Consider the following 8782-nt stretch of genomic DNA (forward strand, 5'->3'; position numbering starts at 1 on the left):
CTGATTCTGCTGGTCTTGGTCTTGGTCTTGGTCTTTTTGGTCTTTGGATTCAGAATCATCTTGCTGTTGCTGTTGCTGTTGCTGTTGCTGTTGCTGTTGCTGTTGCTGGGCTTGTTTGACGATTTCTAGATTCTTCTTCGCATACTCATGATCTGGGTTGTTTTGGAGAATACGTTGATACTCTTCAATCGCTTGATCGTACTTGCCTTGTTGTGCTTGAGCATTCGCAAGGTTGTAGCGAGCACTTTCGTCAGTCAAACCTTGTAGCGTTTGCTCAGCCGCTTCGAAGTCACCCGCTTTGTATTGTGAGATGCCTTTCCACTCTTGCTGTTTGAATTGTTCCGCAGCTTGCTGGAAATCTTCATCTTGATAAAACTGATAACCTACTTGGTCGTCGGTTTTCCATGGGCTTGCAAACGCCGTGTTCGGTTGGCTAAATGTTAAGACTGCAGCCAATCCGCACCAAATAACGCCTTTTCTGAAAAGCCCAACCGCAGGTAGCAATAGGAATGGCAGTAGCCAAAAGCCATTGTTGACTCTGGTGTTAAGTGAGTTATTGGTTTTGGTCACTTCCGTCGTTGTTGCAATGCGGTCGAGGTAGTTTGCGATGTGTTCGACATCTGAATTATCAAACTGAACTTCAGTAAAGGTGCCACCATAGCTGCGTGTCAGATCGCGCATGTTCTTTAAGTTGGTTCTTGCAACTACCGTCTGTCCTGAGTCGGTTTGCATCATCGAGCCACTTGGTAATGAGATTGGTGCGCCACTTTCACTACCCACCGCCAAGATAGATAGCGTCCAATTGCCACCAGATAGTAGCGAGTCGATCTCTTTCTTTTCTTGGTCATCGATGTCATCGGCAATGAGTACCAAGTCACCTTGGTAGATCTTCGCGCGAGTCATCATCTCAATGGCAAGCTTAACTGCTGCGGGGGCATTACTGCCTTGGTAAGGCATGATATCCGGAGACAAGTTCGGTACTTGGCTCTTAATGGTGTTGATGTCTGACGTTAGTGGGCTAATGGTATAAGCATCGCCAGCGTAAGCGACCATTCCGGTTAAGCCCTCATTCCACAATGAGAGTAGATCGAGCGCTTTATATCGCACTTGCGTTAAACGGTTTGGTTTTATGTCGGTAGCGTAGAGCGACATCGACATATCCATCATCACAACTCGTGCCTGTGTTTTTTCAAAGCTAGGCTGCTCATTGTTTTGAAAGCTTGGTCCGGCTAGCGCAATAACACCACCCAACCACCAGATACCAAAGTAAGTACTGCGGTTTTTAGACGGTTTGCTTGATTCTGGGGCTAAATATCGCGCGATATGAGAAGCCAATAACCCTTGTTTCGATTGTCTCTTGCTGAGCCACCAAATAGCGGGCAGGGCAGCAAGTGCTAACAACCAATATGGGTAGATAAAAGTAAAGTTAGACATTGTTTCTCCTAATGGCTAACAGCATAAATGCGAAGAACATGGCAGCCGACAAAGGCCATACAAACCACTCTTGTTGTGGTCGCCATATTTTGGTCGCATTTGTCACGGGTTCTAGTTGGTTGATAGTGTCGTAAATCGTTGCCAGCTCTTTGCTGTCACGCGCTCGGAAGTATTGACCGCCAGTGCGTTTGGCAATTTCCATTAGCGTGCGTTCATCTAAATCTTGAGCGGTGTTTACTTTACGAGTCATGAAGAACTCTTTAACCATCATTTCGCCTGCGCCAACACCGACGGTGTAGATGGTTGCGTTGTACTTCTTGGCAATATCTGCGGCCTCTAGTGGGTCTAACACCCCGGCGGTATTACTGCCGTCGCTGAGTAGTACCATCACACGTTGAGGCGCATCACTATCTACAAAGGTTTTGGTCGCCAATCCAATGCCGTCACCAATCGCGGTTTGATTACCGATCAGTCTTAGGACTGCTTGATTGAGCTGCTGTGACAGCGTGTCTCTATCCAAAGTCAAAGGTGTTTGTAGGTAGGCATGATCGGCAAAGAGCACCAAACCAACTCGGTCGCCTTTGCGGCGTTCAATGAAGTCACTCAACACATGTTTCACTGCCGATAAGCGGTCGATGTACTCGCCATTGAATTGCATGTCCTCTTGGCTCATGGAGTAGGAGAGGTCGACAACCAACATCAAATCACGGTGCTTCGGTTGAAACTCAACGGGTTCGCCATACCAGGCCGGGCGAGCGCTCGCCGTTACTAGCAGTAGCCAAATAAGCACTGACAACGCTTTTGGTAAGCGAGTACTCGGTGTTTTGGTATTACTGTCTTCTGGCAGAAATGGAAGCTTGAGAGCACCGCTTGATTCTGCTTTAGGTGAGAACAAGTAAACGAGAAACGGCAATGGTGCGAGGAAAAACATCCACCACCAAACGAATTCAATGTTTAGTAAGTTAGTGCTTAGGAGATTACTCATAACGACCTCGCTTTGGAGGAAGGGCTTTGCGAATCCAAGTTTCGCAGTCAGTCACCAATTGTTGTTGGACTTTATGTTGTTCTTCGTTCATTGAAGTTGGATCTTGATAGAGTGACTGTTGCCAATGAGCTTGTTTCTCTACAAACAACGGTTTTTTCAATTGCGCGTCTAAGAACTTCAACCAATCATCACCAGCTAGGCCTGCTACTTTTTCTCGTGGGAAGTAGCTCAATGCAGCCTGACGAAGGATGCGTTGTGCTTCACTCGGAGACAAACGATCTGAAGACTGACTATTAGTGAAGTAAGACAGCGCTTCTTGCTTCGCCTGTTGATTGTTGTTTCTGCGTCTTACAATGAAAACTACAAGGGCAATCAAGATGATGGATGTGACAATCACTGCCCACCAACCCCACGCCAGAGGCCACCATGTTGGCGCATCTGGTGTAATCACAGGGCTTAAATCTAAGGGCTGCTTCATGACTGAGCTCCTGATATCTGGCTCATCAATGGCTGTGCACTCGATAACGAGCTATAGGGTATCGCGAGAGATAAGCTCAGCTGTTGTAGCTGCTGTTTTTTTAATGAGAACGCGTGGTTGAGTTTTTGCTTCTCTTTCGTGGAGGAGAAGTTAAACCACTGTGTTTTACTGCCATCGGTGACTTGTTTTGAGCCTTTATAGGCCGTTTGACCTTGCTCTAGCGGGTCATAAAAATGTACCAGACGTACTCTGTTGTGTCGGCGAATTTGACTGATAAGTGAGTAGTCACTTTCTTGGTAACGCACAAAGTCACTGAGCATAATAATATCGCTTCCTTTTGGGCAAAGTTGATGAAGAGACTTCAATCCATGCTCTAAGGTGGTATCGCAACGATTATCGTCGTTGGTTAGCGCTGCATTATTGATTTCTATGACTTTTTGCAAAATACGCAAAGGAGCATGGTTACTGCCACTCGGTTTGATTTCTATGATTTCTTTGCCGGTATCGATGACTGCGCCAATTCGGTCTTTTTGAGCGACGGTTAACCAACACAACTGACTAGCAAAGTGCGCAAGTTGAACCGATTTCAGCAATAAGGTTGAGCCGAAAATCATGCTGCTTGATAAATCTAAGTACAAGATGACTGGTTGTTCTCTCTCTTCAGAGAACAGCTTAGTATGCGCTTTGCCTGTTCTTGCGGTTACTCGCCAGTCAATACTGCGTATGTCATCGCCTGCTTGGTACTGGCGAACTTCAGAGAAATTCATACCGCGACCTTTGCGGTTGCTTTCGTGTTGACCATTGAGCTGTGACCAGAGGCTTTTCGCTGGAGGCAACCATCGAACAGACTGCGCTTTGTACTGCAGCAGTTCGGCCAGGTTCAGCATCACGCCGTCACTGTGGTTCGGTAATAAATTATTCATGCGCGTGTCCCTATGCGCTACCAACCAACGAAATAAGGTGTGCAATCACTTGGTTTGCTGTGACACCTTCAGCTTGTGCGTGGTAGCTACGAAGCAAGCGGTGACGCAAGACAGGAAATGCCATCGTTTGAACATCTTGAGGTGTGACATAGTCGCGACCTGCAAGCCAAGCATGTGCACGAGCGCAGCGGTCGAGAGCAATGGTCGCACGCGGGCTTACGCCCATATCTAGCCACTGATCCAGTTGGTCGCTGTACTGCTTAGGTTGGCGAGTCGCCATTACTAGTCTGATGATGTACTGTTCAATGGTATCTGCCATGTGGATATTGAGTACTTCTTGGCGCGCTTCAAAGATAGTCTGCTGAGAGATTTCTTGTGGTTGTACCGATTCGTTACCTTGAGCTTCACCGCGGTTGAGTCGCAGGATCTCAAGCTCGCTTTCCATGTCTGGGTATTCAACTTCTAGGTGCAGCAGGAAGCGGTCTAATTGAGCTTCAGGCAGTGGGTATGTGCCTTCTTGCTCAATCGGGTTTTGTGTCGCCATCACTAAAAACAAGTCTGGCAGGGCGTAGGTTTTTCGACCTGCAGTGACTTGTTTTTCTGCCATCGCTTCTAGCATTGCTGCTTGCACTTTTGCAGGAGCACGGTTGATCTCATCCGCAAGTATAAGTGAGTTAAAGATTGGCCCAGATTGGAACGTAAATTCCCCTGTCTCTGGTCGGAATATATCAGTACCCGTCAGGTCGGCAGGCAGTAGGTCAGGGGTAAATTGAATGCGGTGGAAATCCCCTTCAACACAATCAGCCAGTGATTTGACTGCACGGGTTTTCGCTAACCCCGGAGGACCTTCAACCAGAATATGACCATCAGCAAGTAGTGCGATCATCAGTTGTTTGACGAGCTCTTGCTGACCAATGATTTGAGACTCTAAATAGTTTTGAAGGACTTCGAAATTCGTTTTGTGCATTTTGGACTCTCTGGGTATCCATTTGATTTTTATTGTGAGTATTGGTCACTTTTCGAAAGCAAAAAGTTCCGGTACATCTACGTAATTTATTTTTTCAAATTTGGAATGATTTACAAGCGCTTAGCGAGAAACGCGTTTGATAGGTGGTTTTTACCATATCAATCGATGTTTATACACCAAAGTGCTTACTGAGGTAGTTGTGTATGTGTGTGGAAGTTTTAATTGCGTAGATGGTCGATGAAGGTCGAATGACGGCATATTTGGTGTGCCGATGCTGTACGATTTTTGATGATTTTGCTTATTACATTGTTTTGCAAATTTTTGCGATATGACTCTTTAGATTTATGGGTGTTGGTCGATACATAACTCAGACTGTGCATTTTAGCTTAAGAGTGCACTAAAAAGCCCTGTTTTTGGGATACAAATGAAGAGCGATTCTTTTTAAAAGGTCCAAATATGTTTAAAACTAACTCTCTGAGTATTAAGCAAAAGGTAGTACTAGGTATTACTTTTGCGGTTCTTGCCTCTACGGTTATTGTTGGCGCGATGGCACAGCAACAAGCACGAGACGTATTGAGTCATCGATTGGTCGATATTGAACTTCCTGGAATGCTAGAGCGAATCAATGGTGAGATTGACCGTGAAGTTTCCCAGTTATTGCTGGCTGCTGAGCAAATTGCTTCAAATGAATTTATTTCTGATGCAATCGAGTCGACAGATCGCGATCCAGCGTTAGAGAGTAAGTTGGTTAAACAACTGAATAATGTGCGTAACCAATACAACTTAAATGATGCTTCAGTAGCAAACCGTCAAACGGCGTATTACTGGAACCAAAATGGCTTCCTACGCCAGCTTAATCAACAACAAGATGGTTGGTTCTTTGGCTTTACTCAATCTGGGCAGCCAACCATGGTGAGCATGTTCCAAGAAGCCAACGGTGAAGTGAAGATGTTCGCTAACTACCAACAGCCTTCAGGTTTGGCGATGTCTGGTCTATCAAAATCGATGGACGACATGGTGAGCCTTCTTAATGGCTTCAAAATTGAGAATACTGGTTTTGTATTCTTAACCGACAGCCAAGGTGACGTGCAGATTCACCGTGAGCGTTCTCGCAGTGATTCTTCTCTTCAACAACTTTACGGCCCTCAAGCAAGCCAACTTCTGAATAAGTCAGGTTTCAACCTGATCACGACAGAGAGCCAAGGCCAAGAACTGTTTGTCGCAAGTTTGTACGTGTCGTCAATGGATTGGTTCGTTATTGGCGTTGTTCCAACAGGTGAAGTGTTTGCTGAGCTAGATGAGACAGCCCAAAAGATGTTGATCATGACTGCGGTCGTAGCCTTAGCATTTATCTTGATGGGCGTAGTACTAGCGAACAGCATCACTCAGCCAATCAAGCTATTGGCTAAGCGTTTCAGTGACCTTGGTGAAGGTGACGGTGATCTTGCGCAGCGTATCGAAGTGAAAGGCAATGATGAAATCGCTCAGCTTTCAAAAGGCTTCAACGGCTTCATTGAGAAGATTCACGAGTCGATGAAAGAGGTATGCTCTACAAGCCAAGCGCTTCAAGTAGCGGCGGAGAGCGTTTCTAATAAAGCACACATCACTCATGACAACAGCCAAGAGCAACGTGACCAAACCCTTCAAGTGGTGGCTGCAATCAACCAGATGGGCATGACCATCAGCGAGATTGCATCGAACGCCGCAACCGCAGCTGAAACGGCAACACAGGCTTCAGGCAATACTGAAGTAGGCCGTTCTGTTGTGAACAAAGCAAAAGATGCGATCAGCCGTTTGGCACAAGACATCGAAAGCACTGGGCAGGTAGTAGAGCAACTGGCTTCTACCACTCAAGACATCGGCTCTATTCTGGGTGTTATCCGCGATATTTCAGAGCAAACCAACTTACTTGCATTGAACGCTGCGATCGAAGCTGCGCGTGCCGGTGAGCAAGGTCGTGGTTTTGCGGTTGTAGCGGATGAAGTTCGCAATCTAGCAAGTCGTACTGCTGATTCAACGGAAGAGATTCAGAAGATGATCAACCAACTGCAAAGCGATGCAAAAGATGCGGTAACCGCAATGAGTGCGGGCAAAGTGATTACGCTTGAAGGTGTATCAGCATCAGATGAAGCGGTTGATGTGTTGGGTGGTATTTCTGACCGTATCGTTGATATCTCTGACCGCAACACGCAAGTCGCGACAGCAACTGAAGAGCAATCAACGGTGGTTCACACCATTAACCAGAACATCGAAGAGATCAACGCGATAAACGAAGTCACAACAGGCACAGCTGAGCAACTTGCTGAAGCGAGCCAAGAGCTTCGTGACTTGTCTTCTCGCTTAGATAAGATGGTTGGTTCATTTAAGCTTTAATCCTTTCAAGCTTTAAGATGGCTTAGAAAGTGATATAGACGAAGAGCTGGATTCATTTCATCGTGAATCCGGCTCTTTTTATTGGTGAGCTCATTTGCTTCTAACTGCATTTAGCTTGATCTGGTTTCGGGCTTTGCTTTCAATCAACCTAGCATCATAGAGCGGAAATGAGTAAAATCTGATTAGGTTTAATATTTAGGTAAGTATGTATCATGAGCGATTTTGAAAAAGAACTAGAGCAGATGACTCAAGAGATGGGCGATGAGCCTGAGGTAAAACTGCCATCACTTGAAGAGCAGAAAGCGATCGTTGCTGAATTTAAGCGACTAGAAGCGGAAGGCAAACTGACACCTGAAGTATTAGAAGCGCACTTTGGTCAGTTCAACAAAAAGAATGATACGCCAATCCACTAAGCTTAAAACAACCCTATTTTAGGTGAAACTGTTAAGTGATTGGTTGGGCTAAGGCTCAAACAGAACATATAAAGGTCTAGCACGCGCTAGGCCTTTTTATTGCTTACTGGTTTTTATTGCTTACTGATATAGGTCGAATCTAAAGAAAAATCCCCCTTACAGCGTAAGAGGGATTTGAATTGGGCAAGTTATATCTTAAAGGCTTAGCGCTTATTCAGTGCCGTACTCTTTGTACAGACGACGACATGCTTTGCCATCGCTGTGGAACAGGTGACAACGGTGCGCTGGGATACCGATAGCGAGTTTGTCGCCAGGCTCTACTGTTAGTGTGTCTGGTTGACGGTAGATAACGTCTGCATCAGCACTTTCAAGGTTTAGGTAAACTTGAGTTTCGTTACCTAGCTTCTCAACAATCATCACTTCGCCTTCAATCGTTGCGTCGCCCGCTTCTGCAGACATCAAGTGCTCAGGACGAACACCCAGTGACATGCGGTCACCAACGTTAACGGTTGTACCATCAACAGGGATCCAGAAAGTCATGCCGTTTGAAAGCTGTACCAGTACGCGCTCTGCTTCCGCTTGTTCAATGTGTACAGACATAAAGTTCATCTTCGGCGAGCCAATAAAGCCAGCAACGAAACGGTTTTGAGGGTAGTGGTATAGGTCCAGTGGCTTACCCACTTGAGATACGTAACCGCCATCAAGAACAACGATTTTGTCAGCCATTGTCATCGCTTCCACTTGATCGTGGGTAACGTAGATCATGGTGCAACCAAGCTGGCGTTGTAGTTTAGTGATTTGTGAACGCATTTGAACACGCAGAGCAGCATCTAGGTTAGATAGCGGTTCATCCAGTAGGAATACGTTTGGTTGAGAAACCAGAGTACGCCCAATTGCAACACGCTGGCGTTGACCACCAGAAAGCGCTTTAGGTTGACGCTCTAGTAGGTGACCAAGCTGCAGGATTTCAGCAGCATGTTCAACACGCTTATCGATTTCAGCTTTATCCGCTTTCGCTAGCTTAAGACCAAAAGACATGTTGTCGTAAAGGTTTAGGTGAGGGTATAGCGCGTATGATTGGAATACCATACCTACGCCACGCTTTGATGGCTCAACGTCGTTCATACGTTCGTCGCCAATGTACAAATCACCGGAAGTGATGTCTTCTAGACCTGCGATACAACGTAACAGCGTCGATTTACCACAGCC

At 46.0% G+C, this 8782-nt stretch carries 8 protein-coding genes; 2 read left to right on the forward strand and 6 right to left on the reverse strand.

Features of this window, described 5'->3' with window-relative positions; genetic code table 11:
* The 5 genes from BCT81_RS19950 to BCT81_RS19970 form a co-directional block, all read right to left on the reverse strand.
* A partial coding sequence (locus BCT81_RS19950; RefSeq protein WP_102425562.1) for a VWA domain-containing protein occupies window positions 1-1434 on the reverse strand: 1434 nt, incomplete at its 3' end.
* Window positions 1427-2419 carry a VWA domain-containing protein gene (locus tag BCT81_RS19955; RefSeq protein ID WP_102425563.1) on the reverse strand — a complete coding sequence of 331 codons (993 nt, stop codon included), beginning with the start codon at window positions 2417-2419 and terminating at the stop codon, window positions 1427-1429. The genes BCT81_RS19955 and BCT81_RS19950, both read right to left, overlap by 8 nt.
* Window positions 2412-2897, reverse strand: coding sequence for a DUF4381 domain-containing protein (locus BCT81_RS19960; protein ID WP_102425564.1), 486 nt, complete (start codon window positions 2895-2897; stop codon window positions 2412-2414). Before BCT81_RS19960 ends, BCT81_RS19955 begins: the two co-directional genes overlap by 8 nt.
* The gene (locus BCT81_RS19965) at window positions 2894-3820 is read right to left on the reverse strand and encodes a DUF58 domain-containing protein (RefSeq protein WP_102425565.1); all 927 of its coding nucleotides are present in this window, start codon (window positions 3818-3820) and stop codon (window positions 2894-2896) included. The genes BCT81_RS19960 and BCT81_RS19965 overlap by 4 nt, the downstream gene beginning before the upstream one ends.
* Before the next feature lie 10 nt (window positions 3821-3830).
* Window positions 3831-4787 (reverse strand): MoxR family ATPase, encoded by a 957-nt coding sequence (locus tag BCT81_RS19970; protein ID WP_102425566.1) that lies wholly within the window; start codon window positions 4785-4787, stop codon window positions 3831-3833.
* A 456-nt stretch (window positions 4788-5243) separates the two neighbouring features.
* On the opposite strand from BCT81_RS19970, the gene BCT81_RS19980 reads away from it, so the two are divergent.
* Together BCT81_RS19980 and BCT81_RS19985 are read left to right on the forward strand one after the other, a co-directional pair.
* Window positions 5244-7160, forward strand: a complete 1917-nt coding sequence (locus tag BCT81_RS19980) for a methyl-accepting chemotaxis protein (protein WP_008215806.1) — start codon at window positions 5244-5246, stop codon at window positions 7158-7160.
* Between the two features lie 212 nt (window positions 7161-7372).
* Window positions 7373-7573: a hypothetical protein gene (locus BCT81_RS19985; RefSeq protein WP_004737706.1), complete on the forward strand. Its 201-nt coding sequence runs from the start codon at window positions 7373-7375 to the stop codon at window positions 7571-7573.
* Between the two features lie 210 nt (window positions 7574-7783).
* Here BCT81_RS19985 and malK read toward each other — a convergent pair.
* Window positions 7784-8782 (reverse strand): maltose/maltodextrin ABC transporter ATP-binding protein MalK (gene malK, locus BCT81_RS19990; RefSeq protein WP_102425567.1); only part of this gene is annotated, 999 nt, incomplete at its 5' end.

The sequence above is a fragment of the Vibrio sp. 10N.261.52.A1 genome, assembly GCF_002876325.1.
GTDB classification, from domain to species: Bacteria; Pseudomonadota; Gammaproteobacteria; order Enterobacterales; family Vibrionaceae; genus Vibrio; species Vibrio chagasii.

What these genes read in the sequence shown, in the direction of transcription:
- BCT81_RS19955 (WP_102425563.1), bottom strand. Translation starts at nt 2,419, where the DNA reads ATGAGTAATCTCCTAAGCACTAACTTACTAAACATTGAATTCGTTTGG.
- BCT81_RS19960 (WP_102425564.1), bottom strand. Translation starts at nt 2,897, where the DNA reads ATGAAGCAGCCCTTAGATTTAAGCCCTGTGATTACACCAGATGCGCCA.
- BCT81_RS19965 (WP_102425565.1), bottom strand. Translation starts at nt 3,820, where the DNA reads ATGAATAATTTATTACCGAACCACAGTGACGGCGTGATGCTGAACCTG.
- BCT81_RS19970 (WP_102425566.1), bottom strand. Translation starts at nt 4,787, where the DNA reads ATGCACAAAACGAATTTCGAAGTCCTTCAAAACTATTTAGAGTCTCAA.
- BCT81_RS19980 (WP_008215806.1), top strand. Translation starts at nt 5,244, where the DNA reads ATGTTTAAAACTAACTCTCTGAGTATTAAGCAAAAGGTAGTACTAGGT.
- BCT81_RS19985 (WP_004737706.1), top strand. Translation starts at nt 7,373, where the DNA reads ATGAGCGATTTTGAAAAAGAACTAGAGCAGATGACTCAAGAGATGGGC.